We start from the raw sequence: 19,016 nt of genomic DNA, 5'->3' as shown, positions 1-19,016 counted from the left end.
ATGCTGTATGTAGATGGCAAATGGGTAGAAGACGGGCAAGTCGCTGTTCATCCAGAAGACCGTGGTTATAACTTTGGGGATGGCATCTATGAGGTAGTTCGTATTTATAAGGGTCGCATGTACCAATGGGACGGTCATCTCACTCGTTTGTTCCGAAGTGCCAAAGAAATAAAAATGGAGCTTCCATGGAGCGCCGAAGAACTGACTGACTTAGCGAATCAGCTGATCGCCAAGAATAACATCACGGAGAATGACGACGCCAGCCTTTACCTGCAAGTATCTCGTGGCGCCTCTCCGCGTGTACACGATATTCCGTCTGGTATCAAACCTGTGATCATGGGCTTTGTCCGTCGCAAGGACCGCCCTGTCGCTGATATGAAAAAAGGCTGGACAGCTCAGCTCGTCGAAGATATCCGCTGGCTGCGTTGCGATATTAAAACGCTCAATCTGCTGGGGGCTGTTCTTGTCAAGCAATATGCAAAGGATGCAGGTGCCCAAGAATCGATTTTACACCGTAACGGCTTCATCACGGAGTGCAGTGCCTCCAATCTGTTCGTCGTAAAAAATGACGAGCTGTATACGCATCAGGCCGACAATCTGATCCTGCACGGAATTACTCGCCAAGTGGTCATTGATTTGGCTCGGGACAATGGCATCACCGTACATGAAGAAGCATTCGACATTGCTTTCTTGCAGCAAGCCGATGAAGTATTCCTCACCAGCACGACCGCAGAAATCATGCCGCTGATCTCGGTAGATGGCGTCGCAGTCGGCAACGGACAGCCAGGACCTGTCGTGCTTACGCTACAAGACTTATTTGAACAGCATATCAACACAAGTGTACTCGTGTAATGAAAAGAAGCTCTCCCGGTATGAACATCCATCCGAGAGAGCTTTTCTCTATTGATTAACGACGCAGATTCCATTCGTCTGTGGCATAACGCGTCTTTACGAGTTCTTCTGCCAAGGCGAGTTCTTCGTCCGTTAGCGCTGATGGGATTAATTCCACTTCCAATCCGGATGCAAAGCCTTTCGAGAACGCCTCGATGGATTCTTGAAGACTGATTGGCCGAGGGCTTACTTCGTTGATCGTCACTGCTTTTTGGCGGAAACTATCGATCATCCGTTGTTTTACCCGCTCCGACGGGAAATGCAAGAGCGAGAATAGCAAATCTACGTCCATATCAAGCAGAATGGAGCCGTGTTGAAGAATAACACCCTTTTGTCGGGTCTGAGCGCTTCCCGCTACTTTTTTCCCCTCTACTACGAGTTCATACCAAGAAGGCGAATCGAAGCAAGCAGATGATCCTGGAGAATTGTACTTTTCCTTCTCTTCTTCACTCGCCAACGAGACCATTTCCGCCGAGAGTCCAAGGTTTTGAAATCCGTGCAGCAGTCCCAAGCTAATGATTTTGTAGGCTTCCGTCACACTTGAGGGCATTTTCGGATGGTCTTCAGATACAATGACACTGTATGTCAGCTCCTGATCATGGAGAACAGCACGCCCTCCCGTCGCTCTGCGAACAAAGCCCATTCCTCTATTTTGTACTTCCTCCAGATTGATTTCCTTGATTGCCTTTTGGAAATAACCAATTGACAGTGTCGCCGGGTCCCACGTGTAAAAACGAACGGTCGGGGGAACCTTGCCCTCACTGTGCAACTGCAAAATTGCTTCATCTACTGCCATATTCATCGCAGGTGACATTGCTTCCGTCACGATATAGCGCCACTGTTCCATCTATGTACCTCCTCATTCACAACGCCTTCATTGTACGCTTCCAGCACGAAAGACGGCAAGCTTTTGATGGGCTAATTTGAACGGGCCGTTTCCTGTAAAATAGCCATGACCTGCGCCAATGCATCTGTTTTCTTCTCATTTTCTTCACGCATTCGCTCCAAGATGGGCTCCCTGTTCTTATGCAAGTGATTTACCGCTTGATAAAAGCGAGCTTCCGTCAGCTCTTCTTCCAGCAGCACATGACATAAGCCCTGCCTTTCAAAAGACTGTGCATTCAATATCTGATCACCCCGACTTGCTTCACGGGACAACGGGATCAAGAGCATCGGCTTTTGCAGGGCTAAAAACTCATAAATCGCATTGGAGCCTGCACGTGACACGACAAGATCAGCCATCGCCAACAGGTCTGGCAATTGCTCCTGTACGTATTCGAATTGTTTGTAGCCTGCCATTTGAATCGTTTCATCGACTTGTTTTTTGCCGCAGATATGTACGATCGAAAAATGCTCTAGCAAGGAGGGCAATGTGCCACGCACTGCCTCGTTTATTCTTCGCGCTCCTAAGCTCCCACCCATGACAAGTAGGACTGGCTTTTTGGCTGAAAAGGTGCAATAACCCAACCCTGCTTCTTTTCGACCTTCTTTCAGCTCTTCCCGCACGACTGCGCCTACGTGAATCCCTTTGTTTTTCGGCACTTTCGAAAGCGTATCGGGAAATGTTACGCACACTTTACTAGAAAAAGGGACAGCCAGCTTGTTAGCGAGACCCGGTGTCAGATCAGATTCATGGATGACGACAGGAAGTCGGTTTACCCAGCCCCCAAACACTACGGGCACGGAAACGAAGCCTCCTTTGGAAAAAATCACATCTGGCTTCCACTTGCCGAGAAAGCGAGAAGCTTGCCAAATGCCTTTGAGGACTCGCAACGGGTCACTCACGTTTTTCCAATCAAAGTAACGTCGTAACTTACCCGAAGAAATGCCAATATAGCGAACATCGGGATGGCTGGCGACTAACTCTCGTTCGATTCCTGTCGCAGAACCAATGTAGGCGACTTCCCAACCCAGCTTGATAAAATGGGGGATGAGCGCAAGATTCACAGTGACATGTCCTGCCGAACCGCCACCGGTAAAGACAATCCTTCTTTTCATTCGGCTCGAACCCTCCCCTGCTTCTTCTTCCCCCATGATAGCACCAATCGTAAAGAAAAGCCGCCCGTAACAACAGGCGACTTTTCCTGGAATCTAGAATTATGCTTGCGGCTGATAGCGCAGGATCGGCTTTCTTGCCGCTGTCGCTTCATCCAAACGTTTCACCACAGTGGTATGAGGAGCTTCCTGAACGACTTCTGGCGTTTCCTCGCACTCGCGGGCAATTTGCAGCATGACGTCGATGAACTCATCGAGCGTTTCTTTTGTCTCGGTTTCGGTCGGTTCGATCATGAGGCACTCGTCTACGATCAATGGGAAGTAGATCGTTGGCGGGTGATAGCCGAAGTCGAGTAAGCGTTTTGCGATATCGAGCGTGCGTACGCCCAGCTTCTTCTGGATCACACCAGACAGGACGAACTCGTGCTTGCAGACGCGGTCAAATGGCAGATGATAAGCCGTTGCCAGACGACGCATCATGTAGTTGGCGGAGAGCACTGCGTTTTGGGAAACTTGCAGCAAGCCTTCTGGACCCATTGTACGGATGTAGCTGTACGCACGAACGAGGATACCGAAGTTTCCGTTGTAACCTTTTACGCGACCGATGGAAGCCGGGCGATTGCTGTCCCAATAGAAGCTTCCGTCTTCCTTCTTCGCTACGATTGGTGTAGGCAGGAATGGCTCGAGAACTTTTTTCACGCCGACTGGACCTGCACCTGGACCACCACCGCCGTGAGGTCCTGTAAACGTTTTGTGCAAGTTCAGATGCACTACGTCGAAGCCCATGTCTCCCGGACGGGCAATTCCCAAAATCGCGTTCGCATTCGCACCATCGTAGTACAACAGACCGCCAGCTTCATGGACGATTTTTGCCATTTCCACGATATCTTCTTCAAACAGTCCGAGTGTGTTCGGGTTTGTCAGCATCAAGGCAGCTGTGTCAGGACCAACCGCATCACGCAACGCTTGAATGTCAACCAATCCGCGCTCATCAGATGCAATGGTTACGGTATCCAAGCCAGCTACAGCAGCAGATGCCGGGTTCGTACCGTGTGCGGAGTTCGGCACGATTACTTTGGTACGGTGGCCTTCTCCACGGCTTTCGTGGTAGGCACGAATCATCATCAAACCTGTCCATTCACCCGCAGCACCAGCAGCTGGTTGCAGGGTCACTGCGTCCATCCCGGTGATCTCTGCAAGCTCTTCTTGCAGATTGTACAAAAGCTCCAAGGCACCTTGTACTGTTTCTTCCGGTTGGTACGGATGTGTCTGCGCGAAGCCTGCGTAACGGGCAACGTCTTCGTTGATTTTCGGGTTGTATTTCATCGTGCAAGAACCGAGCGGATAGAAGCCATTGTCTACCCCGTGGTTGCGACGAGATAGTTCTGTATAGTGACGAACCAATTGCAGCTCAGATACCTCTGGCAGCTCAGCCGGCGTTTCACGAATGAGATGCTTTGGCAAAAGGCTTGCTACTTCTACTTCTGGAACATCCAATGCCGGCAAATTGTAGCCCACACGGCCTGGTTTGCTCATTTCAAAGATCAGTGCTTTCTCCTGGTCGTTACGCACGTGTGATCGCCTCCAATTCAGCCGCCAATGTGTCGATTTCTTCTTTGGTACGTAGCTCGGTTACTGCAAGCAAGGTATGATTCGCAAGCTCAGGATAGTCGAGACCGAGATCATAGCCTCCGATGATACCAGCAGCCAGCAGCCCTTTGTTCACTTCTGCGACTGGTTTGTTCAGCTTCACGACAAACTCGTTAAAGAATGGTGAGGTGAATACGATCTCCAGGCCTTTTGCTTGCAGGGCGCTCTTGGCGTAATGAGCTTTTTGCAGGTTCATCATCGCCATTTCTTGTACACCCTGCTTGCCGAGTGCTGTCATGGCAATGGAAGCAGCCAAAGCGAGCAACGCTTGGTTCGAGCAGATATTGGAAGTCGCTTTTTCACGACGAATATGTTGTTCACGTGCTTGCAGCGTCAATACGAAGCCGCGTTTGCCATTTTCGTCCTTCGTTTGACCAACGATACGACCTGGCATTTTGCGCATCAATTTGGAAGTGGTAGCGAAATATCCGCAGTGCGGTCCGCCAAAGGATGCTGGAATACCGAATGGCTGCATATCGCCTATTACGATATCTGCGCCCAACTTGCCTGGCGCCTCCAGTACACCCAGAGCAATCGGATTGGAGGATGTGATCAACAGTGCACCTTTTCCGTGCGCAATTGGTTCAATCGCTCCCAAGTCCTCGACGTTTCCGAAGAAGTTCGGATACTGCACGATGACCGCTGCTGTATTTTCATCAATAAGCGCTTCCAGAGCAGCTGTATCCGTCACGCCATCACTGTTGATACCTACTTCAACCAGCTCAACATTTTGTCCATACGCATATGTTTTCAAAACACCACGCGCTTCCGGATGTACAGCGCGGGAAACGATTACGCGCTTTTTGCCAGTGTGACCAGCAGCCATCATCGCTGCCTCTGCCAATGAAGTCGCACCGTCATACATCGAGGAGTTTGCTACCTCCATGCCAGTCAACTCACATACCATCGTTTGATACTCAAAAATAGCTTGCAGCTCACCTTGGCTGATCTCTGGCTGGTAAGGTGTATACGCGGTAAAGAATTCACCGCGGAGCAGCATGTGATTGACAGTGCTCGGCGTGTAATGCTGATAAACACCCGCACCGAGGAAGTTGACATGCGTGCTAAAGTTCACGTTTTTATTTGCGAGGCGTGTAAAATACTTCACCAAATCTGGCTCGGAAAGGGCTTCTGGAATATTCAAAGCACCTTTGAAGCGTACTTCTTCCGGAATATCAGCAAACAGTTCTTCTATACTCGAAATGCCGAGGGTTTCCAGCATTTCGCGCTTGTCCTGATCAGTTTGGGGCAGGTAGCGGTATTTCACGGACGTTGTCCTCCTCTAAAAGGATGTATGTGGTGGATCGATTAGTTTTTCGGGCGTTTATAAAATGGAGCGGCAACGATTTCTGCTTTGAGACGTTTTCCGCGAATTTCTACTTCTACTTGTGTACCTAACGCAGCGTGCTCGGTTTTTACGAGAGCGAGACCGACATTCTTCTTCAAGGTTGGAGATTGTGTTCCCGTCGTCACTTCGCCAATGAGCTCTTCCCCCATATAGACGGGGTAATGCGTACGCGGAATCCCACGGTCGATCATTTCGATCCCTACCAGCTTGCGTGGGGCACCGTTTTCTTTTTGTGCCTTCAGCACTTCCTGACCGATGAATGGCACTTCTTTGTCTACCTTGACAGCGAAGCCAATGCCCGCTTCAATCGGCGTGATGTCTTTGCTGAGCTCTTGGCCGTACAGTGGCAGCTTGGCTTCAAAACGAAGCGTATCGCGCGCACCGAGACCGCACGGCAAAAGACCTTCTTCTTTACCAGCAGCGAGCAAGTTGTCCCACAGCTCTGCCGCACGATCGGCAGCCAAATAAATCTCGAAGCCATCCTCGCCTGTATAGCCAGTGCGGGAGACCAATGCCGAAATACCGCTCACTTGTACATCACGCCCAAAACGGAAAAAGCCGATTTGAGACAAGTCAGTAGTCGTCAGCTTTTGCAGAATGGATTCTGCCAAAGGACCTTGAATCGCGATTTGTGCTGTCTGTGGCGAAATATTCTCAATCGTTACGCCTGGAATCAGATGTTCTTCTAGCCACGCATAGTCTTTGTCGATATTCCCCGCGTTGATGACGAGCAGGTAATGATCATCTGCATATTTGTAAACGAGCAGATCATCTACCGTACCCCCATCCGGGTAGCAAAGCACACTGTACTGCGCCTGCCCGACTGCCAGCTTGGATACGTCATTCGTAGTCACACGCTGGAGATAAGAAAGAGCGTTTTCCCCTTTTACGTCCACTTCTCCCATATGGGAAACATCAAATAGACCAGCTTTTGTCCGAACGGCTTCATGCTCTTGACCAATGCTTGTAAACTGCACCGGCAGATCCCAACCACCGAAGTCGATGGTTTTCGCGCCATACTTTGCATAAGAATCAAATAGTGGCGTACGTTTCAAAATGGACATGTGGCACCTCCTGTGAACAATAAGATCCAAAACAAAACAGAGGAGGAAAAACGGGTACACCAAAATAATGGTGCCCATTTCTCCTCCTCTGTCCTTGGTACCTGAGAGTTACCTTGCGAATCACGTGAGGGTTACATCGTTCCCCCATATGCAAGTTTCCCCTTTGGTGGCTCGTATGAGCTCTCTCCAGAGTTGCGTCCGGTAGAGGTACTTTTGCCTGAGAGATTCACCGTTACCGGCTTGCTCCTTCGGCGCTGCCAAACGTTCAAGCAGTCTCTCCCTACTACCATCATTCGCGGTTGTTTCATGGTCATACATAAGTTTTTGCTATCATTTCCATACTAATGGATGTGCTACCTCTTTATCCTACCATGAGAGCTCGAAGTTGAAAATATACAAATTAACAGTCATATTCAGAAAAACTTAACAAAACACATTGACAATAGAGAAATGTTCAGTTTTTTGGCATTAACCATGAAAGTTATGGCAGAGCAATGTAAAGGAGTATCTTTTATGCCGAATGTTCCTATTTCATTTGATACGAGTTGGATCAATCCGCTTACAGAACGCATGCAAGAAGATGGTCCCTGGGATAAGTGGGAGTTGTTCAAACTCTCATTGGAAGCGGAAGAAGCGATGGCTGTTCGCGAATTTGACCAGCTGCAATGTCTGAAATACCTCCCACTCTTGTCGCCATTCCCTCACCAGTTGGAGACAGCGAAACGTGTCCTGTTAGAGATGCGTGGCCGTGCCATCCTCGCAGATGAGGTCGGTCTGGGAAAGACGATCGAAGCAGGGTTGATCATGAAAGAGTATATGGTTCGAGGCTTGGCTAAAAAAATTCTCGTTCTTGTTCCCGCTTCTCTCGTCATTCAATGGACAAAAGAGCTTCATCAAAAATTCGGCATTTCAGCAGTCGCACAAAAAAAAGAATATATGTGGCGGCAACACGAAGTCGTAGTCGCATCAATTGATACAGCAAAACGAGATCCTCACAGACGTCACGTACTCGACATCGATTACGACATGCTCATCATCGACGAGGCCCATAAACTCAAAAACAAACGAACACGCAACTATCAGTTCGTCAAAGAAATCCGCAAAAAATATTGTCTGCTCCTTACTGCAACGCCCATTCAAAATGAGATGGACGAACTGTACAACCTCATCAATTTGTTAAAGCCGGGTCACCTTGGCCATACTTCCACCTTCTCTACCAATTACGTAGAAGGCAAACGCCAATCCAAAAACAGCGAGAAATTGCGGGAAGAAATCGAAAAGGTCATGATTCGCAACAAACGAAGTGATGGTGGTATTCAATTCACCAGTCGTCGCGTTCAGTCGATTCCGATTGACCTATCCCCTGAGGAAATGACCTTGTACGAAGGTGTGACCCGCTTTGTCCGCGAGCAATACCAAATCGGATTTGGGGTTGGAGGCTTCAACTCTCTCGCTCTGATTACCTTGCAACGAGAGGTCTGCTCTAGTAAGGAAGCTGCGTTCATGACGCTGTATAACATGCACCAGCGCACCGGTGAGGACTCTCCCTTGCGCACGAAAATTCTTGAGCTAGTCGAGATGATCAAACAAATTGAGACGCATTCCAAGGCTGCCAAGACGGTTGAGCTCATTCAACAAATCAATGACAAAGTGATCATTTTTACAGAGTATAGGGCAACACAAAACTATCTGCAAAAGTATTTGCACGACCATGGCATTACTTCTGTCCCCTTCCGCGGCGGCTTTAAACGCAGTAAAAAAGACTGGATGACAGATCTTTTCCAAAACCGTGCACAAGTCCTGATCGCGACGGAAGCTGGCGGGGAAGGCATCAATTTGCAGTTCTGTAATCAGGTAATCAATTACGACATGCCTTGGAATCCTATGCGAGTAGAGCAACGAATCGGTCGCGTCCATCGCCTGGGACAAAAAAGGGATGTACACATTTACAATTTATCTACAATAGGAACGATCGAAGAGCATATTCTCAACCTGCTGTATGAAAAAATCGATCTGTTTGAAATGGTCATCGGTGAACTCGATGATATTGTGGAGCGCCTGAATCTAAGTCAGTCCTTGGAAGATAATCTGATTCAAATTATTATGGATTCCCGTTCCTCCAAAGAAATAGCGTTGAAGCTCGATAACATTGGACATGCGATTCGGGCAAGCAAAATAACAAAAGCAGCGGTCCCGCTTTCTGAGGCGGCTGACCAATAAATCTTGTTGGAAACGAAAAAGAAAAGAGGTCTCCTGATGCAGCAACAACAGGTCAGACAATTTGTCGAGCGCTATTTGGCGACTTTTTCTGCCCATATCGTCGAATCTCACCCGGATTATTTGACAGTCAAACTCCCTGTTGAGGTGGACAAGGATATCGGCAATCGCCCTTTTTACTGGAGCTGGGTCGATAAGATGAATTTGGCTTATCAGCCATTAGTCCTCACCTTTACTTTTCATCCGGATTGCATGCCTGAAGGCTTGCGGTCCGAGCATCTGCATCTAGGGGCTGCACGCATGCAACAAATTTTCACTTCAGCCAAAAAGCATGGCAGCTTTGTCTGTATGTACGAGCAACAAGGTGGCATTTTAGGCAATGCCGGCAAGCGTCGTTCAACCCCTCTCGTACCTTGGCTCGGAATGAACTTGAAGATTTCCTTGCTTTGTGACAAACGTCGCGACATTCTGTTGTACCTGGGAATTAATTTGCATCAACCACGGATGGTGACGGATTTCACTTCGTTTTTATTTCAACTTTCCTTGACCCCTGCGATCCCCGACTACTATTACACGCTGGATCGAAAGGTAACCATACAGGAAGCCCTCCAAATGGCACAACAGGAAGTCGAACATACATTGGAACAAGAAGATCAGCAATGGGCGGAGAACGCGCGCACTCGTTTGAGCGAAGAAATGGCCATTTTGGAAGCGTACTATGAGGAATTGGCACGGCGCGAACCACAAAATGAGCAGACAAACGGAGACGAAACAGAAGAAGAACCGGAGCAACCGGAAGCTCAGTCGTCACTCGAGCAGGAAGTTTCGCATTCCGAACCTGATCCAGCCGGACCACCTTCTGTCGAACAGCCAATAGCTTTTGACGAATATCGGGCTTCTGGTGGACGAATCCTCGACTTTTTACGTGCAAATGGAATTCAAACTACCCCACGCGAAGAAATTAATCAAGGGGAATGGAAGAAGAGCACGCCAGATGAGGAAAGACAACGCCGAAAAGACGAGCTGGCATGGCAATACGAGCCGCGGATAGAGGTTCAGTTCATCAATGGTGGCTTGTTCTATTTATCTTCCGTCCCTCCCCTCTTGCGGTCTTCGAAAGCAAAAAGCATGCGACATCTCCCCGCATCTGGGCGAATCATGTAAAAGATCAACGAGAAAATGTGAAATAGAAAAGACACGTTGCAACAAATCTTTTTGTCATAGCTGGTTACAATAGGAATAGGTTAAGCCTTTACAAAAGGTGGTGCATAGTTGTGACCAGACGATTTCTTCCTTTTATCGCTGCTCTTTTGTCTCTAATGCTGCTTTCCTTACCAGCTTTTGCGCAAGACGAGGCAAGCTGGGACAAGCAATTCCAAGCACAAATTCGAGAATGGATGGATGCTATCTCAAGCCGAGACCCACAATTCAAGCAATGGCAGGATGCAAAGACAGACGTGCAAACACTTGGTGCAGGGCAGCATCAATGGCTGGTAAGTATAAAAAAAGCGGATAAGCAAGTAGGATATTTGGTAATAGGAGAATCACCAGATTCCACTTCCCATGAGAAATTCGTTCTGCTGGAATACGGTGTCGGGGAGTACATCTTGTTCGATGACGCTTTTGCTCCGAAAGAAATAGCGGCAGAGCCAGTTTATGACGGGTTCGCTTCCTACTGGCTGATCACCCAGAAGCCAGATACACAAATGGTCAATGCAAAAACAGGAGAAATGTATCCCACTTCTTTTCAAGTCAGTGAGCCTACTGTCGATGCTTTTGCAGGCGAGCAACTCATACAAAATGGACAGCGCCTGACGCAAACGAGAATCTTAAGCTCTAGGGAGGCTGATCCTTTTGATCATATTGGGTGGGTCAGCCAAATGAGTACTACTGACACAGACGTGTCCTGGAACCAATTGTGGCAGCAAGATGATACCTCGCCTGTAACATTGGCCGTTCCGATTCATCAATCACAAGTATTAGCTCCATTTGTCGTGGGGTCCCTGCATTTATGGAATGACCAAAATGCGTATGTCGGCGTATGGGATGAGGGCCTGCGCTTTGTCCCGTATTCGTATGCACATCGCGTCGGACGATTTTTCGTAAACGAAACAAGCTCTCCTGCCGAATAACCGGTTGGAGAGCTTGTTTTTTACGTATTCTATTCACCGATGATTTGTAGGAGACAGACGTTCATGAACGGCATGAAAAATTTCATTGACCGTCATTCCCTCTGCATTGATGACGGGAGCTCCTGTAATCGTTTTGTTTTGATCACCCAGTACGTTGATGTCTTGGCCTGTGATGACAATCGCATCTACAACCTGCTGCCAGTTGCCCAGATCAACAACATCGTAACCATTTTGACGCAGCATCTTACACACTTCAGACAGGGAATTTTCTACCGCTACTCTCGCCATATGCACCCTCCGTCTTCGTTCATGGTAGGTTTACGAATTTTATTTGCGCCACAACAGTCGAATGGACATCGGAATGGCACCAAACCAGCGTGACGCCCATGACTCGCGCGGAGTCTTACGCAAACGGCGTTCATCTTTTGGGGTATCCATGTACTGAACAAACTGTTTCGTCAGGTACTTTAAATATTCCTGAAAGGACATCGCACTTGACCTCCTTCTTACTCGCGGATTCACACCACGGCGCAAGCGCTGTCCCCTCTATTGTTCCCCGTCCTGCGTTCTTTCAACCACTTGGGTCGTAATTTCCACCACAATATCGGAAAGGCTCTTTTCTGTCGTATCCACCTGAATCGGCGCGAAATCGTATACACCTGCGCGCTCTGCCATTAAGGTTTTTACCCTTGTCGCTACTCCTCCTGCCAACAAGGGCCTACCTGTATCATTTTCCAAACGCTTGATGAGCTCCTCTTCTGTGGCATGCAGCGCGATGACGATGCCTTGCTCCATCATCATCTCTACGTTTTGCTTCCGCAATACGGCTCCTCCCCCAGTTGTTATTACCTGAGATCCTACTGCCAGTAATTGTGCAAGACGTTTCGTCTCGACGTCTCGGAAATACGCTTCTCCTTGAGCGGTGAATATTTCTGGAATACTGCGCCCTTCGCTTTCTACGATGGCATCATCTAAGTCCGTATGCTTCATTTCTAAAGAAGCAGCGAGTGCGGCGCCCACCGTGGTTTTTCCTGTTCCCATAAATCCGACCAACACCAGATTCATCATTTTGTTTCTGCCGCCTTTCCAATCGTTCGGTATGTATTGATCTTCACTGTTTTTTGTTGTTGATTGTATGCTGTCTCATATCCCAATGCTTTTTCAAAAAATGACAGTGGAACCATCGTACGTTCTTTGATTTCGATTAACGGGCTGCCTAAATCCATTCGCTTGCCATCTACGTCAGCAAAGCGCTCCCGTTCTTTTATAAATACTTCGCGTCCATTCCCTTTTACGCGGATCATTTGCTTCTTGTCGTCCCAGCTAATCGCTAGTCCCATTTTCTCACCGAGCTCACGCAGCGGAATATACACCGTATTTTGGGTTACCCGAGCCGGAATCGATGGATAAAAGCTCATGTTGTTGATGATCGTGGTGATGTAAGGCTCCAATTGCACGGCACCAAAGCCATTCTTATTTACACTATTGGTATACAGGGTGAAGTATTTCGCTTCCCCTTGCAAGGTTTGCCCAAGCGCCTGATCGAGATGCTCTGCACCAATGACGCTGCCATGATAATTTTGCTGGACGCGCTGCAAGAATCGCTTATAAGCATCGTCACCGATTTTGCGGCGCAGGTTGTCGAACAGGAGTGCTCCCCGGGAATACCAAGTCAGTTTAAACTCTTCTTCCGTGACAAACTTCTGCAACGGCTTGTCCAGCTTTCCATTTGGATAGCGCTCCTGCAATCGTTTGACATCCCGGTTGTACTCGTCTAACAGAGTCGTAGCTGATTGGGCACCATAACGCTTCTGCAAGTAATGGTACACGCCGAGCTCCACCAGCCCCTCATCAAGCCACCCATGCGATGACTCCAATGTAGCCACACTGTTGTACCACCAAAGATGTCCCACCTCATGCGGAAGCCAATGATCGAGCAGATTGTTGTGATGCATGTCTCTTTTGAAGACAGCGAGGTTAGCGTATTCCATGGCGTACGTCGTTCCGGTACTTGTCTCCGCAATCGCCACATGTGGATACGGTAACGGACCGTACATATCGATGAAAGTAGGAAACACCGATTGGGCAATGGTCTTGATTCTTTCAATGTTTCCTTTATCGACGGATGCAATGTCAACCGATAAATTCGGAGCAAATTGAATCGTTTCAATGTGATAAAGCGGGCTTCCCACAAGTCCAAAGTTCAACAGATTCTTTGCTTGATAATGGACTTGCTGTTTACTGCCACCAACTGCCTTCGATTGTCCTCTGCCCCATGAGCTGACCCATTGGTAGCCTTGGGGAGAGGTAAAGGACACATCATAATCCCCATAGTGATAAACGAATGGATCACCAAAATCAACGCGTTGCGGAGGATCATACCAAACGCCTTTTTGATTCTGGGCACCGAGCATCGGATACCATGTCGTCAACGTCCATATATCGTCTTTGACTCCAAAACGAGTGCCCCTACGCGGAACTGGGTTCTCGAATTCAATGGTTAAGGCGCCACGAAGCTCCTTACCGAGAGGATTTGCCATCTTCACCAGCGATTGACCACGTTCAAAAGAAAGTGGCTTGTCCTTGTAGCGAATCGACTTCACCGTCATTTTGTTCCAAAGGTAGTCGTAAATATACAGCCGTACATCTGGCGTCTTCGGGTTGTCGAACTCCAAGGTCATGTTTCCCGTTATTTTTGCTTCGGACGTATGTAATTCAGCTTGAATCTTATATACAGGGTTCAGATCCTTTACATAAGACGGCAACGGAGGATCATATGAAAATGGATCGACAAACTTTTGCTCCTCCTCCAGCGATTGATTCATGGCAATGATTTGAGAAATTGCTGGCCAATACGCGACGACCCCAACTGAGCCAAAAAAAACGAGGATCGTCACACATACTAGCAAGCTCGTTTTATGTAGTGATTTCATGACAGCCCCCATATAATAAATCGCCCGGCGGCAGGCGCTAAATGTTTTTGTTTCATTGTAGCAAAAATATGTCAAACTGAGTAGAAATTCAGGAGATTCTGTAGAGAAAACGCCTTATTTGACGATAGTCTCTTTCCTGTGAAAAATAAAAAAGCCGCCACTCATTGTATCGTAATGATTGGCAGCTTTCTTTAGCTTTTACCAGGTTTCGTACATAATTTTTCCGATTTGGCTGAGATCATAGCCTCCAACTGCTTCCAATTCCTTTTGAAACGGAGTCGACCCGAGAACATCAAGAACGGCTTGTATGAGCTGTTCGTTGTCCTTGTTTTTCAACAAGACGAGGTCATATCGCTCACGCACAGTTGGTACAAACTCCACTCCGACCAGTGAAGCTGCCTTTTCAATGCCCACCCCTACGTCTGCTTCGCGCCGTGCCACTACCCCTGCGACTGCCAGATGATTGGACTCTTCCCGTTCATAGCCAATCACGTCAATCCCCGCTATTTTTGCCAACCGAAACTGCTCTTCAATCAAAGTGCGCGCACCGGACCCTTTTTCCCGATTGACCATTCGAATACCCGGCTTGGTAAAATCACTCCATGCCTTGATCTGTTTCGGATTGCCTGCCTGAACGTAGAATCCGGCCCACCGTGACAGCATATTGATTACGACATAACGATGCCCACACAAAATGCGACGAATATACGGGACATTGTATTCATTAGTATCCCCATCGTACAAGTGCGTGCTGACGATATCCGCCTTACCCGTATACATCGCCACGAGGCTGTTCAGCGAGCCCACGTACGAGCGAAGCGGTCGGTATGCCTCATCCTTTTTCTCCAAATGCCCAGCTAGTAGGTCCAGACTCACATCCTGCCCGCTGATAATGATATTGCGGCCTGTACCAGCCTGTTCATGTCGTGACGATTGCTCGGCTTGTCCTGTCTCTCGAATGCTAACGGCTGAGGCTTGTCTGTACTCTCCCTTTGCCTTCGCCTTGTACGCTTCCAGATCGCTCTCGTCTACGCGCATTTGCCGACCGACGCGATAAGCTGGTAGCTCTCCTTTTTTAATCAAATCGTAGACCGTCAGCTTGGAAATACGTAGAATTTTTGCTATTTCTTCTGTGGTATAAGAATTTTGTTGACTCATATCCCGCCTCCGTCATCTCCTTTGCTCTATTTTCAATCAAGTCTCGTAAAATCGCAATTGATTATTCATTACGAATCAATATAATCTAGTTATGTCCAGTTATAATTAATTATAACTAAATATAATTATGGAGGTCTTTTTTTATGAAGAAGCACTGGTTAGCTTTATTGGCGGCATTTTGCTTGATGCTCACTGCTTGCTCGACACCGCAAACAGCACCACAAGCAAGTGAGCCGGCCAAAACTGATGCACCAAAGGTCGAACTAATGATATCTGCCGCAGCTAGCTTGACTGATGCCCTGAATGAGTTAAAAACCCAATATGAAACGGAACACCCGGGAACGACCTTGACCTTTAACTTCGGAGGCTCGGGTAAACTTGCTACACAAATTACCCAAGGCGCTCCGTCTGACGTATTTTTGTCGGCTAGTAAAAAAGATATGGATGGTCTAGAGGAACAGAACCTGATCGCCAAAGACACACGCCAAGACTTCACGAAAAACTCACTTGTCCTCATTGCAGGTAACACTAATGCTGTCGCTATCACTTCTTTTGAAGAACTGAACAACGCAGCGATCAAGCATATTGCCGTTGGCGAGCCTGAGACAGTCCCGGCAGGACGATATGCAAAAGAAACTTTGGATACGCTGAAATTGTGGGATTCTCTTTCCACACAAATGGTATTTGGCAGTGATGTTCGCCAGGTTTTAACCTTCGTGGAATCCGGTAACGCGGAAGTCGGTATCGTCTATTCCAGTGATGCCGCAGCTTCGAAAAATGTAAAGGTATTGGCGACAGCCAAGCCTGAATGGCACAAGCCAATCGTATATCCAGGTGCAGTCGTCAGTGCATCGAAAAACCCTGAAGCAGCAAAAGCTTTTCTTGCCTACTTGACAAGCGACAAAGGAAAAGCGATCTTACAGAAGTACGGGTTTCAATAAACCAGCATAATCGAATGGGAGGTGGCAAGCGTGATCGAAACCAATCTTACTCCTTTGATGCTCTCTCTTAAAGTAGCTGCGCTCTCCACCTCCTTTGTATTTGTCCTTGGGATGGTTTTTGCAAGATGGATGACACAAAAGGATTTTTGGGGGAAGAATGTACTGGAGTCTTTCTTTTTGCTTCCACTTGTTCTCCCTCCCACTGTCGTCGGCTTTGGCTTGTTGATGCTTTTTGGAAAAAACGGTTTTCTCGGCAAGCTTTTGCATGAATGCTTCAACATTACCGTCGTCTTTACGCTGACAGGAGCCGTTATTGCCTCGATTGTCGTTTCCTTTCCGTTAATGTATCAGAGTGCAGTCGCTGCCTTCACAGGAGTCGATCGTCGTTTGGAGAATGCGGCACGCACGATGGGCGCTTCCGAATGGAGATTATTTTGGACCATTACCTTTCCGTTGGCTTGGCCTGGCCTGTTGGCCGGGTTTGTTCTTTCTTTTGCCCGTGGTTTAGGGGAGTTTGGTGCTACTCTCATGCTCGCAGGCTACATCCCTGGGAAAACCGATACGATTCCCGTCGCCATTTATTTTGCTGTTGAGGCTGGTCAGATGGATAAGGCATTGTTTTGGGTCATCATTATTGTTTCCTTGGGTATGGGTACGACTCTCTGGCTAAGTTGGTGGAGTCGTCGCAATGTGCGCAGGTACGCCAATCAAAAGTAAGGCAGGTGAATGGTAGATGCTCTCCGTCAACATTCAGAAGCGTTTGCCTGATTTTATTTTGGATGTGTCCTTTTCGGTACAGAAGGAAATTATCGTGCTGTTCGGACCATCCGGCTCTGGCAAAACAACGATACTGAACAGTATTGCAGGTCTGGTTCATCCCGATACCGGCGTGATCCAATTAAATGAGAACGTCTATTATCGCGAAGGACAGAAGCCGCTTCCCGTTCAAAAACGCAACATCGGGTATTTATTTCAAGATTATGCGTTGTTCCCTCACATGACGGTTGAGCAAAATGTTCGATACGGCTTGAAAAAGGGACACGAGCTCAATTTGGCTCCATTGTTGTCGACGGTGGGAATTGATCATCTGCTACAAAAATATCCGCACCAGTTATCCGGAGGACAAAAACAGCGGGTGGCACTCGTTCGTGCACTTGCTACTGAACCAGATATCCTGCTCCTTGATGAGCCTTTATCCGCGCTAGATGCGGATACGCGTAAACAATGCCAGGATGAGTTGCTTCGCCTTCACGCCATGTGGAACATCCCTTTTCTACTGGTCACCCATGATCGTGAAGAAGCCGAGAAGCTTGCGGATGTCATTTTACTAATCGATAACGGCACAATCAAAGAACGGAAAAATGAAAAAAACCATCCAGCAACGTCCATTTCCCGATAAAGGGATGGCATTGCTGGATGGCTTTTTTACTATCGAGCTGTGATTGGTTCAATCTTCACATCGTTTTGCTTTGCCCATTTATGTACTTCGACAAGGAATTGCAGTATGTCATGGCTCTCGTGATGGACGCAAAGGGTATCGGCCGCCAAGTCAACGTGCTCGCCATTAACCGTCTTTACTCTTTGTTTTAAAACGAGCTGGCGTGTCTGCTCCATACGTTCTTCCTTGCTGATCAGAACGCTTCCTTCCAAGTCACGCGGGGCCAATCGACCATTAGGCAAATAAGCCCGCTCAGCAAATACTTCCTCTGCCACCTGAAGGCCGTGTTCCAAGCCTGCCTCAACGAGCTTGCTGCCAGACAGCGCATAGAGGATCAGTTCTTCATCAATATCCGAAATGGCCTGGACAACCGCTTCGGCGAGCTCTGGGCGTTCAGCCGCTTCGTTATACAGGGCGCCATGCAATTTCACATGGTGAAGCTCCCCTCCGAGTGCTTTTGTAGTCCCAGCCAAGGCTGCAACTTGATACAGCACCAGCTCATACACTTCATTGACAGACAAGTTCATCGAACGACGTCCGAAGCCTTGAATGTCTGCATAACCGGGATGAGCCCCGATTTTCACATCTTGCCTGAGTGCAGCTTCGATTGTTCTGCAAATAATATGGGGATCCCCTGCATGCAATCCGCAAGCAATATTAACGGAGGTGATCCATTTCATAATCCCCAAATCCTCTGATTGTCGGCCTCTGCTGAAACCCTCTGCCATATCGCAGTTAATATCCAGATGAATCATGTATGCTCACCTTTCTTTCGCTAATCTATCTCTTGAAAACGCATTCATGCGCGTGGCTTCTCGTTTTCTTCCACTTTAGCATACCATGTACGCCAGTTTAACAAAAGCAAAAAAGCTGCCGAAAATTGGCAGCTTATGAACAACTTATGTCGAACCAACGGTTGCTTGGCTGCTTTCTTCTGTCAGTAAGGTCTCTGCTAGTGCCATTACCTGATTCTTCTCTTGTTTATAATCGTATTCCTTTGCCTTATCCGGTCTGGCATTGTTGTACTCTACCGGGATCTCGTGGCGATGGGAACGTTCAATTTTCGTGACGAAGTGCAGCTTTTCCATAATGCGGATCGTTTCATCCAACAAATTGGCATCCACATACATCGAAACGTAATTTAAGCGCTTGGAGATGTAATGAATGGTGCCAAATTTGCGTAAATTTTTGGCGGCACGCGTGTTTTTCACCCACACGGCGACCCCCAGACGTCGCTCTCTCATGTTTT

General features: G+C 47.9%; 19 protein-coding genes and 2 riboswitches. Of the genes, 7 read left to right on the top strand and 12 right to left on the bottom strand.

Annotated elements, in window-relative coordinates; genetic code table 11:
* Complete coding sequence (gene dat, locus ACFYU8_RS00730) at positions 1–852, top strand: D-amino-acid transaminase (protein ID WP_390296755.1); 852 nt, start codon at positions 1–3, stop codon at positions 850–852.
* Between the two features lie 55 nt (positions 853–907).
* On the opposite strand, the gene ACFYU8_RS00725 is transcribed toward dat, so the two are convergent.
* The 5 genes from ACFYU8_RS00725 to gcvT all read right to left on the bottom strand — a co-directional run bounded on the left by ACFYU8_RS00725 (position 908) and on the right by gcvT (position 6,948).
* Entirely contained in the window at positions 908–1,738 is an 831-nt protein-coding gene (locus tag ACFYU8_RS00725) for a lipoate--protein ligase family protein (protein ID WP_390296758.1), read from the bottom strand.
* A 71-nt stretch (positions 1,739–1,809) separates the two neighbouring features.
* Positions 1,810–2,889 carry an undecaprenyldiphospho-muramoylpentapeptide beta-N-acetylglucosaminyltransferase gene (locus tag ACFYU8_RS00720; RefSeq protein WP_390296761.1) on the bottom strand — a complete coding sequence of 360 codons (1,080 nt, stop codon included), beginning with the start codon at positions 2,887–2,889 and terminating at the stop codon, positions 1,810–1,812.
* Between the two features lie 99 nt (positions 2,890–2,988).
* Positions 2,989–4,458: an aminomethyl-transferring glycine dehydrogenase subunit GcvPB gene (gene gcvPB, locus ACFYU8_RS00715; RefSeq protein WP_390296764.1), complete on the bottom strand. Its 1,470-nt coding sequence runs from the start codon at positions 4,456–4,458 to the stop codon at positions 2,989–2,991.
* Positions 4,451–5,803, bottom strand: coding sequence for an aminomethyl-transferring glycine dehydrogenase subunit GcvPA (gene gcvPA, locus ACFYU8_RS00710; protein WP_390296766.1), 1,353 nt, complete (start codon positions 5,801–5,803; stop codon positions 4,451–4,453). Before gcvPA ends, gcvPB begins: the two co-directional genes overlap by 8 nt.
* A 41-nt stretch (positions 5,804–5,844) precedes the next feature.
* On the bottom strand, positions 5,845–6,948 hold the full coding sequence (gene gcvT / locus ACFYU8_RS00705; RefSeq protein ID WP_390296769.1) for a glycine cleavage system aminomethyltransferase GcvT: 1,104 nt from the start codon (positions 6,946–6,948) through the stop codon (positions 5,845–5,847).
* 78 nt (positions 6,949–7,026) lie between these two features.
* Positions 7,027–7,143, bottom strand: a riboswitch (glycine riboswitch).
* Positions 7,144–7,241, bottom strand: a riboswitch (glycine riboswitch).
* Between the two features lie 220 nt (positions 7,242–7,461).
* On the opposite strand from gcvT, the gene ACFYU8_RS00700 reads away from it, so the two are divergent.
* From ACFYU8_RS00700 to ACFYU8_RS00690, 3 genes are all read left to right on the top strand, one after another.
* Positions 7,462–9,168 (top strand): DEAD/DEAH box helicase, encoded by a 1,707-nt coding sequence (locus ACFYU8_RS00700; RefSeq protein WP_390296772.1) that lies wholly within the window; start codon positions 7,462–7,464, stop codon positions 9,166–9,168.
* A 36-nt stretch (positions 9,169–9,204) separates the two neighbouring features.
* Positions 9,205–10,329 carry a YqhG family protein gene (locus ACFYU8_RS00695; protein ID WP_390296775.1) on the top strand — a complete coding sequence of 375 codons (1,125 nt, stop codon included), beginning with the start codon at positions 9,205–9,207 and terminating at the stop codon, positions 10,327–10,329.
* Between the two features lie 110 nt (positions 10,330–10,439).
* A complete protein-coding gene (locus ACFYU8_RS00690) occupies positions 10,440–11,297 on the top strand; it encodes a hypothetical protein (protein ID WP_390296778.1) in 858 nt (285 codons plus the stop codon).
* Between the two features lie 33 nt (positions 11,298–11,330).
* Here the strand turns inward: ACFYU8_RS00690 and ACFYU8_RS00685 are convergent, their stop codons facing one another.
* The 5 genes from ACFYU8_RS00685 to ACFYU8_RS00665 all read right to left on the bottom strand — a co-directional run bounded on the left by ACFYU8_RS00685 (position 11,331) and on the right by ACFYU8_RS00665 (position 15,388).
* Complete coding sequence (locus ACFYU8_RS00685; RefSeq protein ID WP_390296782.1) at positions 11,331–11,585, bottom strand: YkuS family protein; 255 nt, start codon at positions 11,583–11,585, stop codon at positions 11,331–11,333.
* Between the two features lie 39 nt (positions 11,586–11,624).
* Entirely contained in the window at positions 11,625–11,786 is a 162-nt protein-coding gene (locus ACFYU8_RS00680; RefSeq protein WP_390296785.1) for a YqzE family protein, read from the bottom strand.
* A gap of 57 nt (positions 11,787–11,843) precedes the next feature.
* Complete coding sequence (locus ACFYU8_RS00675; protein WP_390296788.1) at positions 11,844–12,365, bottom strand: shikimate kinase; 522 nt, start codon at positions 12,363–12,365, stop codon at positions 11,844–11,846.
* A complete protein-coding gene (locus ACFYU8_RS00670) occupies positions 12,362–14,230 on the bottom strand; it encodes a stalk domain-containing protein (protein ID WP_390296791.1) in 1,869 nt (622 codons plus the stop codon). The genes ACFYU8_RS00675 and ACFYU8_RS00670 overlap by 4 nt, the downstream gene beginning before the upstream one ends.
* A 198-nt stretch (positions 14,231–14,428) precedes the next feature.
* Entirely contained in the window at positions 14,429–15,388 is a 960-nt protein-coding gene (locus tag ACFYU8_RS00665; protein ID WP_390296794.1) for a substrate-binding domain-containing protein, read from the bottom strand.
* A gap of 143 nt (positions 15,389–15,531) precedes the next feature.
* Between ACFYU8_RS00665 and modA the strand changes: the two genes are divergently transcribed.
* Genes modA through ACFYU8_RS00650 form a run of 3 tightly spaced genes read left to right on the top strand, consistent with a single transcriptional unit; the run spans position 15,532 to position 17,728 of the window.
* Positions 15,532–16,329, top strand: a complete 798-nt coding sequence (gene modA / locus ACFYU8_RS00660; RefSeq protein ID WP_390296797.1) for a molybdate ABC transporter substrate-binding protein — start codon at positions 15,532–15,534, stop codon at positions 16,327–16,329.
* A 30-nt stretch (positions 16,330–16,359) separates the two neighbouring features.
* The gene (gene modB, locus ACFYU8_RS00655) at positions 16,360–17,046 is read left to right on the top strand and encodes a molybdate ABC transporter permease subunit (RefSeq protein WP_390296800.1); all 687 of its coding nucleotides are present in this window, start codon (positions 16,360–16,362) and stop codon (positions 17,044–17,046) included.
* A gap of 16 nt (positions 17,047–17,062) precedes the next feature.
* Complete coding sequence (locus ACFYU8_RS00650) at positions 17,063–17,728, top strand: ABC transporter ATP-binding protein (protein WP_390296804.1); 666 nt, start codon at positions 17,063–17,065, stop codon at positions 17,726–17,728.
* Between the two features lie 29 nt (positions 17,729–17,757).
* Here ACFYU8_RS00650 and ACFYU8_RS00645 read toward each other — a convergent pair whose 3' ends face one another.
* Both ACFYU8_RS00645 and ACFYU8_RS00640 read right to left on the bottom strand, forming a co-directional pair.
* Complete coding sequence (locus ACFYU8_RS00645; RefSeq protein WP_390296807.1) at positions 17,758–18,522, bottom strand: LamB/YcsF family protein; 765 nt, start codon at positions 18,520–18,522, stop codon at positions 17,758–17,760.
* A 144-nt stretch (positions 18,523–18,666) separates the two neighbouring features.
* Positions 18,667–19,011, bottom strand: coding sequence for a YlbG family protein (locus ACFYU8_RS00640; protein WP_106837685.1), 345 nt, complete (start codon positions 19,009–19,011; stop codon positions 18,667–18,669).
* Positions 19,012–19,016 lie beyond the last annotated feature (5 nt).

The sequence above is a fragment of the Brevibacillus sp. NPDC003359 genome, from assembly GCF_042878995.1.
In the GTDB taxonomy this organism is placed as follows: Bacteria; Bacillota; Bacilli; order Brevibacillales; family Brevibacillaceae; genus Brevibacillus.
Note: the sequence above shows the minus strand (reverse complement) of the source record. Positions and strands in the feature narration are given on the sequence as shown.